Raw genomic sequence first — 17636 nt, forward strand, 5'->3', positions numbered from 1 at the left:
ACATAATCTAGAATATCAATAATACGCCGAAATAATTGAGAGTTTGACTTGACCTTTCATATCCCCAAGTTTTTTCCCCATTTAACGAACTCAGATAAATAGGACTTGAACAATAACTATATTATGCAATAGCCGAGAGGCTAGAGCTTCAGTTGTGAAGCTTAGTATAGAGGCTTGAGAAATTGACTTATCTTGGAAAAGACTCAAGAAATTATAATTAAATACTTAGGCTTTCTTGGAGTTTCCAACAGAAGGATTTACTCAAAGGTTAGTGGCCATCCGTCGAATTCTTACTGGAACACAAGCAGGAAAAAGAAAATTATAATATTATTGTAAGAGCTGCCATTAAACCAACTATCAAACCATGACCGCTAAAGATATCTTAGGGAATTCTGATTACCTCGCCATTTCTTTTGGAGGCTATCGAGACACCACAAGAAACAACCAGCCAACTATTGCTCAGCTTAAGGAGGATTTAAAAATTCTTTATGCCATGGGCATTCGGATAGTACGAACCTATAACGTACAACTTCCCCATGCACCCAACGTAGTGAAGGCAATTTCAGAATTGAAACGGGAGCAGCCTGATTTTGAAATGTATGTGATGTTAGGTGCCTGGATTGATTGCAAGAATGCTTGGACGGGATTAACTCCAGATCATCACCAAGAAAGTGAGCAAAACGAAGCCGAAATCAATCGTGCAATCGCCCTTGCAAAGGAGTTTCCAACAATAATCAAGGTGATCGCCGTCGGTAACGAAGCGATGGTAAAGTGGGCCGAATCCTATTATGTACAACCTGGAGTCATCCTCAAGTGGGTTTTGCACCTCCAGAAACTCAAAGCCAAAAACGAGCTCCCAAAAGAACTTTGGATTACCTCATCGGATGATTTCTCTTCCTGGGGTGGTGGTGACCCAATGTATCATGTACCGGAACTAGAGCAACTCATCCAGGCGGTTGATTTTGTATCGATGCACACCTACCCGATGCACAACACCCATTACAATCCTTTCTTTTGGGGTGTTACTCCTGAGGAAAAGAAATTACCTAAAGAAGAAATACTTTCCTTAGCCATGAAGCGTGCAGTTAGCTTTGCTACCGATCAATATGAACGAGTCAAAGCTTATGTCCAGCATAATGCACCTGGGAAGCCTATTCACATCGGGGAGACAGGATGGGCAACGACTTCTGATGGGTTTTACGGACCAGATGGCGCCAAAGCCTGTGATGAGTATAAAGAAAAACTTTACTATGAATCTATTCGGAAATGGTCCAATGAAAATGGTATTTCCTGCTTTTATTTTGAAGCGTTTGACGAGCCTTGGAAAGATGCATCAAATCCGGTTGGATCAGAAAATCACTTTGGATTAATCACTGTCGAAGGAAAAGCCAAGTATGCCCTTTGGGAAAAAGTAGACCAAGGAATGTTCGAAGGATTGACTCGAGATGGTAATCCAATTTCCAAATCCTATGATGGAAATGAGAAACTAGTCCTAAAAGAAGCGATGATTCCTCCCTCAAATCATCATTTGAAATCGATCACCTAATTTGAAATATTTTAGAATTAGCTCTCCATTCTTACTTTAATTTCGATTAGCAAACCTGCAGCAACTACTAAACCAATTCACTTGAAGATTGAAATAATTGAAACATCCGCTGACGGAAAAAAACTCCAGAAACTACAGGATTTTGACCTTAGTGGAGAAAGTTCTTTGATAGAGCTCCATCCTTCCAAGGAGTTTCAGTCAATCACAGGTTTTGGTGGATCATTTACCGAATCTTCCGCTTACGTCTTAAGCCAATTAAGCACACAAAAGCGAAGAGAAATACTTGAAGCCTATTTTGGTGATTCTGGAGCCAAGTATTCATTGACGCGAACGCATATCAATTCCTGTGATTTCTCCTTGAGCCAGTATTCCTATGCACCAGTACCAGGAGACACCAAGTTGGAGAATTTTTCAATTGACAAGGACCGAGAAATACTCATTCCATTGATCAAGGACGCTATGACTATTTCCTGCGATGGATTTAAACTCATTTCCTCGCCTTGGACTGCTCCGCCTTGGATGAAGGATAACCAAGATTGGGTTGGTGGAAAATTGCTAAAAGAATACTATCCCACTTGGGCTTTGTTTTTCTCAAAATACCTAGCTGCTTACCTAGCTGAGGGTATTTCAATCTGGGGAATAACAGTTGAAAATGAACCCCATGGTAATGGCAATAATTGGGAGAGCATGCATTATTCACCCGAAGAGATGACTGAATTTGTACAGTATCATCTAGGCCCCATGCTCGAAAAATCCGGTCAAGAATCAGTGAAAATATTTGGCTACGATCAAAATAGAGCTGGTCTCAAAGATTGGGTCGAAGTCATGTTTGCCAACAAGGAATCCTCAAAATATTTTGCTGGAACAGCTATTCACTGGTATGAGAGTACTTATGAGGTTTTCCCAGAAGCTCTGAACTATGCGCATGCAATAGCGCCTGACAAATATCTGATCCAAACCGAAGCCTGTATAGATGCAGAAGTCCCTAAGTGGAAAGACGATGCTTGGTATTGGAGCAAAGAGGCTACAGACTGGGGATGGGATTGGGCTCCTGATGATCAAAAATATTTACACCCAAAATATGTCCCTACCTACCGATATGCTAGAGACATCATTGGCTGCTTAAATAACTGGGTGGATGGATGGATTGATTGGAATTTAGTTCTGGATCGACAAGGGGGACCAAATTGGTTTAAAAACTGGTGTATCGCGCCAGTAATCGTAGACCCTGCTTCGGATGAAGTCTATTATACCCCGATTTACTATACCTTAGTCCATTTTAGCAAATACATCAGACCCGGAGCCAAAGTAATTGGCGCAGAAAAAGAAAACGACTCCTTATTGGTTACCGCAGCTAAAAACCCTGACCAATCCATCGCAGTGGTTATTTTAAACCAAGACATGGTAAAAAAAGTCTTTGAATTGAAGCTTGGAGAAGAAAAACAATTGATTTCCATAAGTCCCCAAGCTATTCAAACCATTCTCATCAGTGCAAGTAGCTAATTAACAGCAATTAAAAAAGATAAAGAAATGACTTGTAGCGAGCCGAGTCGAATTGTAATTTAAGCCCCTTAATTAAAAACTATTTCATGCCATCATTTAGACAAGAGCGACTTCTTTCACTCGCTTCCTCAGACTTAACAGAAAAGTCTTTAGCCGATTTGAAAGAAACTTTAAAACAACAATTGAACAGTGGTGTCCATGGTTTTTGTGCTAGCCCATATTTGGAAGGCCAAAAACCAGGTGATCAGCTTACCGAGGAACAAATTCGGAAAAGATTGGAGGTCTTGAAGCCCCATACCAAATGGATTCGGTCATTTTCTACTACCGAAGGGAATGAGCTCATTCCAAAAGTCGCAAGAGAACTAGGTATCAAGACCATGGTCGGTGCTTGGCTAGGGGATGATCCGGAGACCAACCGTAAAGAAGTCGCTAATTTGATTGAATTAGTGAATCAAGGACTAGTTGATATTGCTGCTGTAGGCAATGAAGTATTATACCGGGGAGATCTTACCGAGTCAGAACTTCTTGAATACATTCATGAAGTAAAAAGTAAAATCAAACTGGATGTACCGGTTGGCTATGTAGATGCTTATTATGAATTTCAAGATCATCCCGCTGTCGCCGATGCATGTGATGTAATTCTCGCCAATTGCTATCCTTTTTGGGAAGGTTGTCCACTTGAGCACTCCCTACTCTACATGAAAGAAATGTTCAGAATCGCTACAGAGGCGGGCAAAGGCAAGCAGGTAATTATCACCGAAACAGGCTGGCCGGACCAAGGATCGAATTTGCGCGGCGCAGAACCCTCTACTGAAAATGCTATCAAGTATTTCATCAATGCCCAGCAATGGTCCAAGGAGGAAAACATTGAGCTGTTTTATTTCTCTTCGTTCGACGAATCTTGGAAAGTAGGCAACGAAGGAGATGTTGGTGCTTTCTGGGGAGTATGGGATAAGAACGAAAAATTGAAATACTGATCAAGATAGTAGCTAAAACGCACCGTATCTGAAAACCTAGGTATAATGGAAGTCTTTAAGCAATAGATTGCTTTTAGGAAAAGCTTTATTCCTAGGCTTTAATTTGCTAAAAAAGAATTGGGTTTTCATCAGTTCTTTTTCATGAAGAAGGCTAAAAATTTACCTTTTATAAGCTTCACTATCCCAGGAAAAGAATCTTAAATTCAAAACTTTCAAAATCAGAAAACAATCTGTTGGACTACTTAAAATCTCGTAAATCATAAACGTTTTTTTGATCTCCCCTTTAGAATCGTTTAATTTTAGACTCAAATAAATAACACCCAAATTGAAACGTCTAGCCATCCTCGCCTCCGGAAGCGGTAGTAATGCAGAAAAAATCATGGAGTATTTCCAAAACTCTGCGAAAGCCCAAATTGCCTTAGTCGCTTCCAACAAGGCAGATGCATTTGTGTTGGAGCGAGCGAAGAAATTTGAGGTTCCTACTTTTACTTTTTCTAAAAAAGAGCTGGAAGAAGGTTTTTTGCTTGAAAAACTCCAAGCTGAAAAGATAGATTGGGTAATCTTGGCAGGATTCCTTTTAAAGATACCCGCAGAACTTATCAGAGCATTTCCAGATCGAATGGTGAATATTCACCCTGCACTTCTTCCAAAATATGGTGGTAAGGGAATGTACGGAGCTCATGTGCATGAAGCAGTTAGGGCAGCTGGGGACAAAGAAACAGGAATAACAATTCATCTTGTCAACGAAAACTACGACGAAGGGAAAATCATCTTTCAAGCAGCGACTTTTGTAGAAACGTCTGACACTCCTGACGATATTGCAAGCAAAGTTCATGCACTCGAGCATCGCTATTTTCCGGAAGTGATTGAGAGTTTGCTTTAGTGAAAAAGGGCTTTCTTGGAGTATTTTCCTTAAAGGTCTTTTAAATTCCTATTCTTGGTTTGGTCTAAAAAAACTAAACCTAAATATTTATCCCAAACCCATGCATGAGGACTAACCTCAGTCCAACATAAATCACCAATACGGCGGTAAGCCCTCCTAGAAATCTCAGGTTAAATTTCTTACTGGACAAATAAGATCCAATACTTCCTCCTAAGACCACTGCCAGCATCAATTTCCAAATTAGATTCGAGTCCAATTGAAGTGTATCGGCAACTGCCAATCCTACCAGCCCAGATATCGAGTTGACTAGAATAAAAACAGAGGCTAAGGAAGCGACAGTTCTTGGATTAGCCCAATTCAAAAGATTCAAAGTAGGACTTAGAAAAATACCCCCACCAATACCTGAAACTCCAGCCAAAAACCCAACTCCCCCTCCTAAACTCAGTTTTTTAACCAATCCAAATTCTTTGGAATCAAGTTTCGCCTGAATATATCTGAGCATCATCGTAATCCCAGAGAGAATCAATGATGCCCCTAAAATCATAAAGAAAAGTTCTTGTGAAAGCTTCAGCTGAGCTCCGAAATAAGCCAATGGAATACTTGAAACAAGAAATGGCCAAAAGAGCTTGAAGTCAAATATTTTGTTCCGCACAAAAATCAGGGTGCCAATCGTGACTACACAAATATTCAAAACCAAAGCAGTTGAACGTATTTCATAGAAATCGGTCAAAAACAAACTCATAATTGCCAAATAACTTGATCCTCCGCCAAAACCCACCGAACTGTAAAACAATGCAACAATGAAAAAGATAAAAGGCAAATATTCTATAGTGATCATTCGATTTATTAAAGTTTGGCGACAAGCTTTTCAAATTCCAAAATGCAGTTTTAGAACCTTAAAGCCGCATGATTTCGAATTTGAATTTGACTATTTTTTATTGATCTACCAACGAAGCCTCTAAAGACCTCCCAATCATTCACTCTTCTACTTTTACCCCAAAATTAGTGTCAAGTGAGTTTAAATCAGAATTACAAAACTCAATAGAGAAATGAACATCTCTTTCGGAAATGGATGAAATCCCTACTTTTCAGAAACTTGTTTATTTATTGAATTCATCAATTGCATCCAGGATTGGGGAGTTCCCTTCCAAGGTTTTTTCCTACCTTTGCGCTTTCCTAAGTTTTCAAACCAAACCATTCTCCAATGGCGCTCAAAAAAATAGAATCAGCCCTAATTTCGGTCTTTTACAAGGACAATCTCGAACCAATCATCGCCTTGCTTAAGAAGCATGGTGTTAAAATATATTCCACTGGAGGCACTCAGAAATTCATCGAGGAGCAAGGTGCAGAGGTAATCCGTGTCGAAGACTTGACAAGCTACCCTTCAATTTTTGGCGGTCGAGTGAAGACCCTACATCCAAAAGTTTTCGGAGGCATTTTATATCGAAGAGAAAATGAAGGCGATCTCGCACAGGCTGCAGAGTTTGAAATTCCAGCTATTGATTTGGTCATCGTGGACTTGTATCCTTTTGAAGAAACCGTTGCATCTGGAGCTTCTGAAGCAGATATTATTGAGAAAATTGACATTGGAGGAATTTCTTTGATCCGAGCAGCAGCGAAGAATTTCAAAGACGTAACTATTATTGCCTCCAAAGATCAATACACTGAATTGGAAGCAAAACTAACTGCCCAGGATGGCCAAACTACATTGGAAGATCGCAGGTATTTTGCAGCTCAGGCTTTCCAGGTTTCTTCAAATTACGACACTCATATTTTCAATTACTTCAACCAAACTGAAAATATCCCCGCCCTGAAAGTGTCTGAAACCAAAGCAAAAGCGTTGAGATATGGAGAAAACCCACACCAATCAGCGCATTTCTATGGAGATATGGATGCACTTTTTGATCAGTTGAATGGCAAGGAACTTTCTTACAACAACTTGGTCGATGTGGATGCTGCCGTTAATCTAATCGCAGAATTCAAAGGAGAAACTGCCTTTGCAATCTTGAAACATACCAATGCTTGTGGAGTAGCATTAGCTCCTACTGTAAAAGAAGCTTATCAAAAAGCTTTCGCAGCTGATACCACTTCCGCTTTTGGAGGAGTATTGGTGACCAACCAGACTGTGGATAAAGATGCTGCTGAAGAAATGCATTCGCTTTTCTTTGAAGTTTTGATCGCTCCGGCATTTACGGATGAAGCTTTAGAAGTATTGATGAAAAAGAAAAATCGAATCCTTTTGGTGCAGAAAATGGAACTTCCTGGTACCAAAATGATGAAAACACTTTTGAATGGTGTGATCGAGCAGGATAAGGATTTGGCAACAGAAACAAAAGCAGATTTCACCGTTGCGACCAAAAAGGCACCAACTGAAGAAGAACAAGACGCTTTAGTTTTCGCAGCAAAAATCTGCAAACACACCAAATCAAATACCATCATACTTTCCAATTCCAATCAGCTTTTTTCTAGCGGAGTAGGTCAAACTTCGAGAGTGGACGCACTTCGCCAGGCAATCGAAAAAGCTAAGGCTTTTGGCTTTGATTTGAATGGTGCAGTAATGGCATCGGATGCCTTCTTCCCATTCCCGGATTGTGTGGAGATTGCAGGCGATGCAGGAATTACAGCTGTAGTTCAGCCTGGCGGATCTATCAAAGATCAGGACAGCATTGACTATTGCGATGCGCATGGCATGGCGATGGTAATGACAGGAGTTCGTCATTTCAAACATTAATCTTTGACAAACCATGGGTTTTTAGAAGTAAGGCCTTTGTGATTTAATTAATCTCAAAGGCCTTTTTTCATTTAATGAATAGTGGTTTCTTTCAAAAAACACCGCTCTTCCAAACTCACCTTTCATTTACCCGCTCGAATCCACTATTTTGCAGTCCGAATCAAATCCGGATAAAATTCGTACTTGATTTTCTGTATTCGTACTTCATACATCCTATGAAATCACACCAACTCAAACTATACAACACTCTTTCCAGATCGAAAGAAGATTTTAAAGCTATCAAACCGCCATTCGTAGGTCTGTATGTCTGCGGACCTACTGTCTATGGAGATGCCCACCTTGGTCATGCACGACCTGCCATCACTTTTGACACAGTAAACCGCTACCTTACTTACTTGGGCTATAAAGTTCGATACGTCCGAAACATCACCGATGTAGGTCACTTGCAGGGAGATGCTGATGAAGGAGAAGATAAAATTGCAAAAAAAGCAAAGCTTGAGCAATTGGAACCGATGGAGATTGCACAGCAATACACCGATTCCTACCATCGGGATATGGCATTATTGAATACTTGGAAACCAAATATTGAACCTCGTGCGACAGGACACATTCCCGAGCAAATAGAATTGGTGGAAGCTATTCTGAAGGAAGGTTTGGCTTATGTAGTCAATGGTTCGGTGTATTTCGACACGCTGAAATACAACGAGATCACACCTTATGGGAGACTTTCCGGTCGAGTGATCGATGAGTTGATGAGCGGAAGTCGTGATCTGGACGGTCAAAGCGAGAAGCGCAATCCTGTGGATTTTGCCCTCTGGAAGAATGCGGCCCCGGAGCATCTGATGAAATGGAATTCCCCTTGGGGAGTAGGTTTTCCAGGTTGGCACTTGGAGTGTACCGCTATGAGTTCAAAATACCTTGGAACTCAATTCGATATTCACGGTGGTGGAATGGACTTGATGTTTCCACATCATGAATGTGAGATTGCTCAGGGTAATGCCTGCAATCATAAAGATCCAGCTAACTATTGGATGCATAATAATATGATCACCATCAATGGTCAGAAGATGGGGAAATCATTGGGTAACTTCATCACCTTGCAGGAGCTATTTACCGGAAATCATAAATTGTTGGAGCAGGCTTATAGTCCAATGACTATTCGTTATTTTATTCTGACGGCCCATTATCGCTCTACCTTGGATTTTTCCAATGATGCACTTCAAGCTGCGCAAAAAGGTTATAAAAAACTGATCAATGGACTTCGAATCGCTAAAATGCTTTTTTTCGATGAAGCGGATGCAGTGAAAGATGAGGAGCAAGTGAAGCAAGTAGAAACCAGCATTGTGGCAGCTTTTCGCGCCATGGACGATGATTTCAATACTGCTCAGGCGATTGGACATTTATTCAATTTACTAAAGAAAATAAATTCAATATATACTGGACAGCTTTCTGCCGGAGTTTTCGGAAAGGAAGTTTTCGACAAGTTAGTAGGGACCTATATCCAGTTTGTTGAAGATATTTTAGGACTGACAGAAGAAAAATCCGATTCGCAAAATGGCATGATTGGCCTGATGCTGAAACTTTACAGCGAGGCGAAAACTGCTCGTGATTATGCGAAAGTAGATGAGATTCGAGCTGGATTAAAGGACTTGGGATTTGTAGTCAAAGACATGAAAGATAAAATTGACTGGGCATATGAAGAATAGAATTTGGATCCTTGGGCTTTTGCTTTTGGCAATAGCTTGTAGCTCGCCTGAGAAAAAAGCTGAGTCGGTAATTGACCCCCCAGTTGCCAAACCGTATCCGAAATTCAATCCGGATTCTGCTTATGCCTTTATCCAAAAACAAGTGGACTTTGGGCCAAGAGTTCCCGAAACTCCAGCTCATGCCGCAACCAAAGCTTGGCTTATCGAAAAATTAGAAGAATATAGTTTTAGCGTTCAAACTCAAGATTTTGAATCAAAAACATATGATGGTCTGACTTGGGACCTCAGCAATATTATCGCTTCCTATAATCCTCAAGCAACAAAGAGAATCCTGTTGGCGGCCCATTGGGACAGTAGAAGAATTGCTGATAAAGACACCGAACGGTTAGATGAACCTATCGATGGAGCAAATGATGGCGCGTCTGGTGTCGGTGTATTACTTGAAATCGCCCGAACGATCGCATCGCAGGGCTTGAAGCCTGATGTAGGCATTGATATTATTCTCTTTGATGGGGAAGATGATGGAGAGCCTGAGCAAGCTTCGACTCGAGACAATTCCCAAATCTGGTGGTGCTTGGGATCACAATATTGGTCCAAAAACAAGCATGTCCCAAATTATTCTGCTTATTATGGGATTTTGGTGGACTTAGTGGGTGCAAAAGGAGCTCGATTCTTTCGGGAAGGTTACTCCCGGCAATATGCTTCCGGCATTCTGAAAAAGGTTTGGGATAATGCTGCACAAATAGGCCAAGGAGATTTTTTTGTCAATCGGGATTCTCCGGAAATTCTTGACGATCACGTTTTCGTGAATGCAAATGCAGGCATCCCAATGATTGATATTATTGAGTTTTCTCCGGATTATGGATTTGGCCATTATCACCATACACATCAAGATAATATGGAGGTAATAGACAGACGAACCTTGCAAGCGGTGGGAGAAACTGTTTTATTTACTATTTATCAGGAATAATAGAATTTTCAATGTTTATTGCAATCTGAACAATAGAATATGATTGCAGTTTTTGAATATTCAATAATTCCCTCGATTTGTAAATGATTCTATCATGAAAAAAGGGCATCAGATAACGATGAAGGAAATAGCCAAGAAATTGGGAGTTTCCGTTTCAACCATTTCCAGAGCATTAAAGGATTCTCCAGAACTCCATCCGGAGACTAAGAGGAGGATTGTGGAGATGGCCAAGGAGATGAATTATCAGCCTAACCTGCTTGCTCAAAGTCTTCGAATCAGCCGGACCAAAACCCTTGGTGTAATCGTACCGGAAATCACTTCACACTTTTTTGCCTCCTGTATTAGTGGAATACAAGATTATGCAAATAAGCGTGGCTACAATGTCATGATCTGCCAATCCAATGAATCCATTGAGCAAGAAAAGGCGAATATCAAAACATTGGTTGCCACACAAGTAGATGCACTTTTGATTTCCCTTAGTCGGGAAACCAATCATTTCGAGCATTTGGATGAATTATATAGCAGGGAGATTCCATTCGTACTTTTCGATCGGGTGCATGAGGAAATGCCTGTTTCAAAAATAACATTCAATGACACTGGAGGAGCTTATCAGGTAACTAAACACCTTCTTGAAACTGGCCGAAAGCGAATCATGTACATTTCAGGACCCGAAGATTTATACATTTCCAAAAAGCGCAAAGAAGGGTATTTGAAAGCATTAGCTGAATTTGGAATCAAAGAAAAAGATGCATTAATCAAGGTGACTGATCTGACTCTTGAAGGAAATTTGAAAGTAGCTCAAGAAATCATTGAAATGAATCCAAGGCCAGACGGCGTGTTCTGCATGATCGACCCACTAGCTGTGGATGTGTTAACCTATTGGAAAAGTAAGGGGATTAAAATCCCTCAAGACATGGCATTGGCAGGATTTACCAACAACCCAACTTCTGCTGTAGTAGAACCACCTTTAACTACAGTGTCCCAGCCTGGCTATGAAATGGGTAAATTAGCTGTAAGTCACTTGCTTGATCAGTTGGATGGCTTGACATCTGACGACCCCATCTCCATCGTATTAGAAACAACTTTAGTTCCGCGTCAGTCTACAGCTTTACTTTAGATATGACAGAACGGATTCTAGAGGTTTTTCAAGATCTTTTTTCTCAAAGACCATTGATCGCTTTCGCCCCGGGCAGAATCAATCTAATAGGAGAACACACAGATTATCAAGAAGGACTTGTCTTTCCAGCAGCCGTGGAACAAGGGATTTTTGTAGCAATTGGTAGAAATCAAAAAGGGTACTGTAGGCTATATTCCCTTGATTTTGACGAGGAATACACTTTTTCTCTAGATTCGATTTCTCCCCAAAAAGGTCATTGGGTAAATTATGTAATGGGAATGTTGAGCCAATTGAAGCAGGCAGGCTTTGCACCACAAAGCTTTGATATGGTCATCGGAGGTACTATTCCGGTAGGTGCTGGGCTTTCCTCTTCTGCCGCACTTTCCATCGCAATAGGGACCGCGATAACTTCTTTATTTAACTATCAAGTATCTAAAAAATCACTGGTGCTATATGCCCAGAAATCGGAGCATCTCTATGCAGGAGTCAATTGCGGAATCATGGATCCTTATGCTTCGGCCTTCGGCAAAAAGTCACATGCACTCCTACTCGACTGCAGAAGTAATTCACATGAGGAAATTCCAATTAATTTAGGTCATTTTGGATTGGTTTTGGTTAATAGTAAGGTCAAGCATAGTTTGACAGATTCTGCTTACAACAAAAGGGGATTGGCATGCGAGGATAGTGTCAATATTCTAAAGAGTGAATTTCCTGAAATCAAGACACTCCGGGATATCGATATTTCTGATTTGGAAAAGATTGAAAAAATTCTTCCACAAAAGCTTTTTCCCAAAGCCAAGCATGTAATATCTGAAAATCACCGCGTATCTGAAGCAGCAGAATCCCTTCTTAAGGGAGATCTTGCGAACTTCGGCCAACTGATGAACTCCTCTCATGAAAGCTTGTCCACGGATTTTGAGGTAAGTTGCGCAGAATTGGACTTTTTGGCTGCTAAAGCCCAAAGTTTGCCTTATATTTTAGGTTCCCGAATGATGGGAGGTGGTTTCGGTGGCTGTACTCTAAATCTTATAGATAAAAAATTCTTAGTCGACTTTAAAATCCAGATTCAAAATAGCTATCAAAAGCAATTTGGAATAATCCCGGATTTCATCGAAGTCGAGCTTTCGGACGGAGCCTCTGTAATCCACTCTGATTCAACCTCTTTTTAAAAATAAAATCTATTGTATCGAAAAGAAATAATTGACCGTTTAGCAATCAATTACTCCGAATTTCAGTTAACTCGAAAGATGTTTCTTTTAATTCCCTATTTTCCGAAAAATATTAAACCTATGAATTTCCCAAAAAACCTAAGAAGCTTAACCCTGCTTCTTCTGATTACCATAGCGGGACTTTGGAGCTGTCAAAACAAGCGCTCTGGAGATCCAAAAGTTTTGGTTTTCAGCAAAACAGCAGGATATTATCACCAATCGATTCCTGCGGGAATCGCGGCCATCCAAAAACTGGGTGCAGAAAATGGATTTGCAGTTGATACTACTACAAACTCAGAACTATTTAACGAAGAAAATCTAAAGCAATACTCTGCAGTGATTTTCCTAAGCACTACCGCAGATGTACTCAACAATTATCAGGAAGCTGAATTTGAGCGCTACATACAGGCAGGCGGAGGATTTGTTGGCATTCATGCCGCGGCAGATACCGAATACGAATGGGGATGGTACAATCGTCTGGTAGGTGGTTATTTTGCTGATCACCCGGGCATCAACGATCCTAACCCAAACGTGCAACCTGGTTCCATCACTGTAGTAGATAAATCCAATTCATCTACATCCTTCCTTCCAAGTCCTTGGGACCGAACAGACGAGTGGTACAGCTACAAGAAAATGAATCCGGAGGTCAAGGTTTTATTGACTTTGGATGAGAATTCCTACAAAGGCGGATTGGATATGGGCGAACACCCTATCGCATGGTACCATGATTATGATGGAGGTCGAGCCTTCTATACTGGTGGTGGCCATACCAATGAGTCATTTACAGAGGAATTATTTCTGAAGCACTTGATGGCTGGAATTCAATACGCAATTGGAGATAATCTCGAATTAGATTACTCAAAAGCCAAAACAAAGCATGTCCCGGAAGAAAATCGATTTACCAAGACAGCACTGACAATAGGTGAATTCACCGAACCTACCGAAATGACAATTCTCCCAAATCTTGACATCTTGGTTGCTCAGCGAAGAGGAGAGATTTTGTTATTTGATAGCGAGACAGAAGAACTGAAAGAAGTCGCCAAACTTGACGTGTATTGGAAGACTGAAGTTAAAGGTGTCAATGCTGAAGAGGGTCTGATGGGAATCCAGAAAGATCCGAATTTCGCGGAAAACAATTATGTCTTCGTTTATTATGCACCAACTGGTGACAAGTGGGTAAATCGACTTTCTCGCTTTACTTTCAAAAATAATACTTGGGATATGGCTTCAGAAGTAGTCATCTTGGATGTAGATTCTCAACGGGATATTTGCTGCCACACAGGTGGATCAATCGCTTTTGACAAAGATGGAAATCTATTCCTTTCTACTGGTGACAACTCTACTCCTTTCAACCAAAATGATTCCAAATACATACTCAATGGTTACGCACCATTGGATGGCAGACCAGGTAGAGAGCAGTGGGATGCAAGACGATCTTCAGGGAATTCAAATGATCTACGAGGTAAAATCCTTCGAATCAAAGTAAATCCTGACGGTAGCTACGATATCCCAGAAGGCAATCTCTATCCTAAAGGAACAGAGAAAGCACGAGCTGAAATCTTTGTTCAGGGAAATAGAAATCCATATCGAATCTCTGTAGATCAGAAAAAAGGCTGGGTTTATTGGGGCGAAGTAGGACCTGATGCACGCCTTGACAGCATGGATACTCGTGGTCCAAGAGGCTATGATGAAGTTAATCAAGCTCGTCAGGCAGGTAACTTTGGCTGGCCATATTTTGTAGGAGATAATTATCCTTATCACGATTTTGATTTTGAAACCGGAACACCGGGAATGGCTTTCGATCCGGCAAAACCAATTAACAATTCTCCAAGCAATACGGGTTTAAAAGAACTTCCAGCAGCTCAACCTGCATTTATCTGGTATCCGTATGCTGAGTCTCCAGAGTTTCCTGCAGTAGGAACAGGGGGCCGGAATGCCATGGCAGGGCCGGTTTACTATCCTGATCTTTATACTGCAGACACCAAATTCCCGGATTATTACGCTGGAAAAGTTTTCATCTACGATTGGATTCGAGGTTGGATCAAGGCAGTGACTATGACCGAATCAGGTGACTTTGATAAGATGGAGCCATTTATGCCAAACACCAAATTCAATGCGCTCATCGATATGGAAATGGGTCCTGATGGTAGAATGTACATTCTCGAATATGGTAATGGCTGGTTTAGCAAAAACCCTGACTCCGGGCTTTCTCGAATAGACTTTAATGGTGGAAACCGTGCTCCCTCTGTAACAGAAATCGTCGCTGACAAAACCTCAGGCAAAGCACCATTGAAGGTAAATTTCAAAGCAACCGCAACAGACCCCGAAAAAGACGCTTTGTCATTCACTTGGGATCTTGGAAATGGAAAAACTGAAACGACAACTGAGCCGTCTCTGACTTACACATTTGATCAAATCGGAGAATATGAAGTAAAAGTAACTGCCGCAGATCCTGCAGGTTTGTCAGGAACCAGTGGAATAGAGAGCGTTTATGTAGGAAATGTTGCTCCGGAAGTTGCAATTGAAATCAAAGGAAACAAATCATTCTATTTTCCTGGCAAGCAAGTAGCATACGAAATATCCGTATCGGATGAGGACCATCCAGATGCTGGAAAAGATCTGAGTACACTTTACGTCTCCGCCGATTACCGTGAAGGTGTTGATATGGCTGAAGCGGACATGGGACATAAGATCATGACAGACGCTATGGTTGGTAAATCCTTAGTCTCTTCATTGACTTGTAAGACTTGCCATAAAGAAGCTGAGACCTCCATTGGGCCAGCATATACCGATGTGGCTAAGAAATACACTGAAAAAGACATCCCTTATCTAACTACTAAAATCATGAATGGTGGCGGAGGAGTTTGGGGAGAGACAGTGATGCCTGCTAATCCTAACATAAAAGGATCAGAACTAAGTGCTCTTATCAGCTACATTCTTTCTCTTGATCAGACAGTGGCCAAGCCTACTCTACCAGCATCTGGATCTATTAATCCAACAATGGGTAAAGCTCCATCACCATCAGGAACCCTGGTCTTGACAGCCTCATACACCGATCAAGGTGGAGAAGGAATCAAGCCGCTTTCTGGCTCAACAAGTGTGTACCTCATGAACAATTCGGTTGATTTAGGGAATGCGGTCAATTTGAAGGACTATACTTCAATGAGTTTTGGTGGAAGAAATCTCTTGATGGTTCCAAAAACAGAAGCCCATTTTGCGATTAAGAATGTCGATCTTACTGATATCTCTTCAATTATGCTAATCACTGGAACTAGAGATGTGATGTCAGAAGAAATGATCTTTGAAGTGCATCTCGATAGTCCTACAGGACCAAAAGTAGCTGAAGGAACATTTGTTCAAGGAGAGTTCAAACCAGATGGTACTGGCACTTCAATAAAACCATTTGTACTTCCGGTGACGGGAACTTTAGATGGTAAATTGCATACTGTATATGTGACCAGTAAGACTAAAAATGGTGGCGACCCTGGCACATTTATCCTTGTTGGAATTACTTTCATGCCTAAGTAATATCTGCTAATTAAAATCAAAAAAGGCCAATTCCAGATCTGGAATTGGCCTTTTTTTGTTGAGCCCAAAGAAGGGTGAAATTTCGATTCCTACTTTAAAGGAGAAAATGGCAATGTTTTAAACATGACTGCATCGACTTTCTCTACGATTTTACCTGAGGCCTCAGAGGCATCGCGGGCTTTGATCCATTCTGGGTCTTTTAGGAAGGCCTGAAATCCTGCATCAAAACTTGCTTGATCTTTTGCTCCAAGAAGGTACAGCAACTTTGGTTGAGAACCATCCTTCGGCACAGTCATCCAATAAGGATAATTTCTCAATCCTTGCTTTTCAAATAGGGCCTGAGTATGATCTCGGAATCTAGCTTGGATATTTGGCACTTTCCCCTCAAATAAAGTATAAGTCCGCATCTGAATCACTCCACTTGGCATAGGCTTGGGATTATCATTGAGATTAGGAGCAAGTACCATAAAAGTCTGATCAATACTTTTGACTAGTGGGCCATTTACACGAGATGCTTCGTAAGCCTTTTTCCATTCTGGGTCATTCATAAAAGACTCCCACATCTGATCTCTTGACTTTTCATCAGGATAGCCCAAGATATAAGTCATCGAATTATCGGTGTTATCCACGGGAACGAAATAGGCAATATTTTCCATTCCTGCCTTTTCAAAAAGCTTCATGGTGTGGTTTTCAAAGCGATTCAACAAATCCTGAAGCTTGCCTTCATTTGCGTAGTATTTCCGTACTTCAAAATAGCGGGACTTCATATCAGAGTTTTGTTGCGCAAAACCAGAAAGTGTCAGAAAGAGCAAAAATATACTTGATAGTATTTTTTTCATGTTTTTTTTGGGTTTGAAAGATGATAGTTTAGGTATTTATTTTACTATTGAACTCAAATGAAAGATAAGGTCCCTTTATACTTTCCATGCTTTCCAGAGCGCAGGGCTTAATACGACAGCGATAATCAATAGGCCAAAGGTCTCTCGGTTTTCTTCCATTTGTTGGGTTTTCATGGTAAGATCTTTTTGAGCCCATTCCTGAGAAACCCAGTCCCCTACACCTCCGGGGAAAAAGTAAATAGCACCCAATAGACAAAGTATTACCACCAAGGTGAGAGGTATCTTTGGGAAAATACCTCTTACGCCAAGCAAGCAAAAAATCACTGCCACGGCATAAATACTTACCCAAACCTCAGGATCTGGATCATTAATCTGCCAATAAGCAAACAAAACAAATAACAGAGCCCAAATGCCAAAGAAAATTTTGTTAAACTTCATTGAATTAATCGTTTTGATCAAATCTAAAGAAATCAACTCAAAAAAATCACATAGCAATTAAAGCAATTTTTAAAAATTTAATATGTATATCCGCAATCTTGCCAGTATGATTAAATCGAAGCAATGATGAGTCTGTCAAAGAGTTTTTGACCGAAGTATCTTCTGTTGAGCTTGTAACAAAACTCGTCCA

At 40.8% G+C, this 17636-nt stretch carries 13 protein-coding genes; 10 read left to right on the forward strand and 3 right to left on the reverse strand.

The window, feature by feature from the left end; all coding sequences use genetic code 11:
• Positions 1-364: 364 nt before the first annotated feature.
• The 4 genes from P8O16_RS11365 (at position 365) to purN (ending at position 4909) form a co-directional block, all read left to right on the forward strand.
• Positions 365-1546 carry a glycosyl hydrolase family 17 gene (locus P8O16_RS11365; RefSeq protein WP_300314765.1) on the forward strand — a complete coding sequence of 394 codons (1182 nt, stop codon included), beginning with the start codon at positions 365-367 and terminating at the stop codon, positions 1544-1546.
• Positions 1547-1627: 81 nt separating this feature from the next.
• Positions 1628-3049 carry a glycoside hydrolase family 30 protein gene (locus tag P8O16_RS11370; protein ID WP_300314768.1) on the forward strand — a complete coding sequence of 474 codons (1422 nt, stop codon included), beginning with the start codon at positions 1628-1630 and terminating at the stop codon, positions 3047-3049.
• An 86-nt stretch (positions 3050-3135) separates the two neighbouring features.
• Positions 3136-4026 (forward strand): glycosyl hydrolase family 17 protein, encoded by an 891-nt coding sequence (locus P8O16_RS11375; protein ID WP_300314771.1) that lies wholly within the window; start codon positions 3136-3138, stop codon positions 4024-4026.
• 325 nt (positions 4027-4351) lie between these two features.
• On the forward strand, positions 4352-4909 hold the full coding sequence (gene purN / locus P8O16_RS11380) for a phosphoribosylglycinamide formyltransferase (protein ID WP_300314774.1): 558 nt from the start codon (positions 4352-4354) through the stop codon (positions 4907-4909).
• 79 nt (positions 4910-4988) lie between these two features.
• Here the strand turns inward: purN and P8O16_RS11385 are convergent, their stop codons facing one another.
• Positions 4989-5747, reverse strand: coding sequence for a sulfite exporter TauE/SafE family protein (locus tag P8O16_RS11385; protein WP_300314777.1), 759 nt, complete (start codon positions 5745-5747; stop codon positions 4989-4991).
• 366 nt (positions 5748-6113) lie between these two features.
• Here P8O16_RS11385 and purH point away from each other — a divergent pair, with 366 nt between their 5' ends.
• The 6 genes from purH to P8O16_RS11415 all read left to right on the forward strand — a co-directional run bounded on the left by purH (position 6114) and on the right by P8O16_RS11415 (position 16169).
• Positions 6114-7640 carry a bifunctional phosphoribosylaminoimidazolecarboxamide formyltransferase/IMP cyclohydrolase gene (gene purH, locus P8O16_RS11390; RefSeq protein WP_300314780.1) on the forward strand — a complete coding sequence of 509 codons (1527 nt, stop codon included), beginning with the start codon at positions 6114-6116 and terminating at the stop codon, positions 7638-7640.
• A 215-nt stretch (positions 7641-7855) separates the two neighbouring features.
• Positions 7856-9346, forward strand: a complete 1491-nt coding sequence (cysS, locus tag P8O16_RS11395) for a cysteine--tRNA ligase (RefSeq protein ID WP_300314783.1) — start codon at positions 7856-7858, stop codon at positions 9344-9346.
• The gene (locus P8O16_RS11400; RefSeq protein ID WP_300314786.1) at positions 9336-10316 is read left to right on the forward strand and encodes a M28 family peptidase; all 981 of its coding nucleotides are present in this window, start codon (positions 9336-9338) and stop codon (positions 10314-10316) included. The genes cysS and P8O16_RS11400 overlap by 11 nt, the downstream gene beginning before the upstream one ends.
• Before the next feature lie 94 nt (positions 10317-10410).
• On the forward strand, positions 10411-11433 hold the full coding sequence (locus P8O16_RS11405; RefSeq protein WP_300314789.1) for a LacI family DNA-binding transcriptional regulator: 1023 nt from the start codon (positions 10411-10413) through the stop codon (positions 11431-11433).
• Between the two features lie 2 nt (positions 11434-11435).
• On the forward strand, positions 11436-12602 hold the full coding sequence (gene galK / locus P8O16_RS11410) for a galactokinase (protein WP_300314792.1): 1167 nt from the start codon (positions 11436-11438) through the stop codon (positions 12600-12602).
• Positions 12603-12722: 120 nt separating this feature from the next.
• Complete coding sequence (locus tag P8O16_RS11415; protein ID WP_300314795.1) at positions 12723-16169, forward strand: ThuA domain-containing protein; 3447 nt, start codon at positions 12723-12725, stop codon at positions 16167-16169.
• An 89-nt stretch (positions 16170-16258) separates the two neighbouring features.
• On the opposite strand, the gene P8O16_RS11420 is transcribed toward P8O16_RS11415, so the two are convergent.
• Complete coding sequence (locus P8O16_RS11420) at positions 16259-17008, reverse strand: NIPSNAP family protein (RefSeq protein ID WP_300314798.1); 750 nt, start codon at positions 17006-17008, stop codon at positions 16259-16261.
• A 75-nt stretch (positions 17009-17083) separates the two neighbouring features.
• Positions 17084-17446, reverse strand: a complete 363-nt coding sequence (locus P8O16_RS11425; RefSeq protein ID WP_300314801.1) for a transmembrane 220 family protein — start codon at positions 17444-17446, stop codon at positions 17084-17086.
• Positions 17447-17636 lie beyond the last annotated feature (190 nt).

It is taken from the genome of Algoriphagus sp. (assembly GCF_029254265.1).
GTDB lineage: Bacteria > Bacteroidota > Bacteroidia > Cytophagales > Cyclobacteriaceae > Algoriphagus.

What these genes read in the sequence shown, in the direction of transcription:
- P8O16_RS11365 (WP_300314765.1), top strand. Translation starts at nt 365, where the DNA reads ATGACCGCTAAAGATATCTTAGGGAATTCTGATTACCTCGCCATTTCT.
- P8O16_RS11375 (WP_300314771.1), top strand. Translation starts at nt 3,136, where the DNA reads ATGCCATCATTTAGACAAGAGCGACTTCTTTCACTCGCTTCCTCAGAC.
- P8O16_RS11385 (WP_300314777.1), bottom strand. Translation starts at nt 5,747, where the DNA reads ATGATCACTATAGAATATTTGCCTTTTATCTTTTTCATTGTTGCATTG.
- purH (WP_300314780.1), top strand. Translation starts at nt 6,114, where the DNA reads ATGGCGCTCAAAAAAATAGAATCAGCCCTAATTTCGGTCTTTTACAAG.
- cysS (WP_300314783.1), top strand. Translation starts at nt 7,856, where the DNA reads ATGAAATCACACCAACTCAAACTATACAACACTCTTTCCAGATCGAAA.
- P8O16_RS11400 (WP_300314786.1), top strand. Translation starts at nt 9,336, where the DNA reads ATGAAGAATAGAATTTGGATCCTTGGGCTTTTGCTTTTGGCAATAGCT.
- P8O16_RS11405 (WP_300314789.1), top strand. Translation starts at nt 10,411, where the DNA reads ATGAAAAAAGGGCATCAGATAACGATGAAGGAAATAGCCAAGAAATTG.
- galK (WP_300314792.1), top strand. Translation starts at nt 11,436, where the DNA reads ATGACAGAACGGATTCTAGAGGTTTTTCAAGATCTTTTTTCTCAAAGA.
- P8O16_RS11415 (WP_300314795.1), top strand. Translation starts at nt 12,723, where the DNA reads ATGAATTTCCCAAAAAACCTAAGAAGCTTAACCCTGCTTCTTCTGATT.
- P8O16_RS11420 (WP_300314798.1), bottom strand. Translation starts at nt 17,008, where the DNA reads ATGAAAAAAATACTATCAAGTATATTTTTGCTCTTTCTGACACTTTCT.
- P8O16_RS11425 (WP_300314801.1), bottom strand. Translation starts at nt 17,446, where the DNA reads ATGAAGTTTAACAAAATTTTCTTTGGCATTTGGGCTCTGTTATTTGTT.